Source organism: Corallococcus praedator, from assembly GCF_003612125.1.
Taxonomy (GTDB): domain Bacteria; phylum Myxococcota; class Myxococcia; order Myxococcales; family Myxococcaceae; genus Corallococcus; species Corallococcus praedator.
In genome coordinates this window covers 1-1284 of sequence record NZ_RAWI01000761.1, presented here as the reverse complement: position 1 = coordinate 1284, position 1284 = coordinate 1, and the positions used below count along the sequence as shown (strand labels likewise).

Here is a 1284-nt window from a genome sequence, read left to right as displayed (position 1 = left end):
CCGCCTCCACCCCGCCGGACCCAAGCGCCAGACCCGAACCTCCGCGAGCCGAGGATCCGGCGACTCCGCCGACACCGCGCCCTCGGCCCCCTGCTGGCACGGCGACCCGGGAGCCTCCGGCCCGTAAGCCCGCATCGCCACCGCCCGAGATGGCGGCCCGTGAGCCCGCCGCACCACCGCCCGAAGTGGCGCGCCAGGGGCCATCACCGTCCGCTGCGCCCCCTCCGCCCGACGTCGCGGTGCGCGAACCCTCCCTCGAATCCGACCGGCCTTCGGCGGACGTGCCCCGCGCTCCAGGCACCCTGCCCCTGAACCTGCTGCCCCCGCCGGGTGCGAGCGGCGGGGTGATCATCACGACGCCGGAGAACTCCCGGGGCGGAGGTCGCACGCTGCGGCCCGGCGACCCGAGCCTTTCGCCCGAAGCCATCGCCGCCGAGGAGCAGGCGCGCGTGTCGGAGCGGGTGCAGGGCATCATCGACGACCGCCAGGCGCGCGACCGCGTGGACACCGGCCGCATCCACCCGTACTTCGGCAAGCTGCGCGCGAAGCTGGAGCGGCAGATGGATGAAGCGCCGCTCTTCGACATGCCCAGCCTGCCCAGGCAACTGCTTTACTCTTGGGCCGACAAGGCCCGCCAGTTCGGCGCCACGGGCTCACCTGGCGCCGCGCCCCCGACGCGAGCGCCCCCCAAGCCGGGCGAGCTGCTCGCACAGCGCACCCGGAACAACCCCGAGTTCAACCGCCTGCGCGGCCTCTCCCAGGCCGGCGACGAGCTCCAGTCCTTCGCCCACGGCGTCAGCACCCTGAAGCTGGTCGTCACGCTGGAGTTGCTCCAGGGGCCGGATGGAACGCTGCGCGAGGTGAAGCTCGTGAGCCGCAGTGGCAACCGCGCCTACGACGACTACGTGCTCCAGGCCATCCCTCCCGCGCTGGCGAAGCTGCCTCCACCGCCCCCCGAGGCCCTGGGCGTGCACGCCGATGGCATCCGCACCCTGTGGGCCGTGGAGGGCCGCGTCGTCTACGTGCGCAAGGTCAGCGAGATGAAGGGCACGGACACCGCGTACCTCGCCGCCGCGGCCGCCGTGGGCGTGCTCGCCGGAGGCTTCGAGGAGACCACCGGCGAGGTCTACGTCATCGACGTGCGCAACCCGCACTTCGAATGCAAATCCCGGCTGCTGCGCGTCTATTGAGCCACGGCGTGACTCAGGGCGTGAACGCCGCGGGCCACCGCACGCCGCCGCCCAGGGGCAGGAGCGCCTCCGCCACGTCGAGCAGCGCCCCGTC

The 1284-nt window shown here is 73.6% G+C and carries 1 protein-coding gene; it reads left to right on the top strand.

The genetic code is table 11. From position 1 onward, the window contains the following. Positions 1 to 239 precede the first annotated feature (239 nt). A complete protein-coding gene (locus tag D7Y13_RS41550; RefSeq protein WP_233595383.1) occupies positions 240 to 1190 on the top strand; it encodes a TonB C-terminal domain-containing protein in 951 nt (316 codons plus the stop codon). The last annotated feature ends 94 nt before the right edge of the window (positions 1191 to 1284 follow it).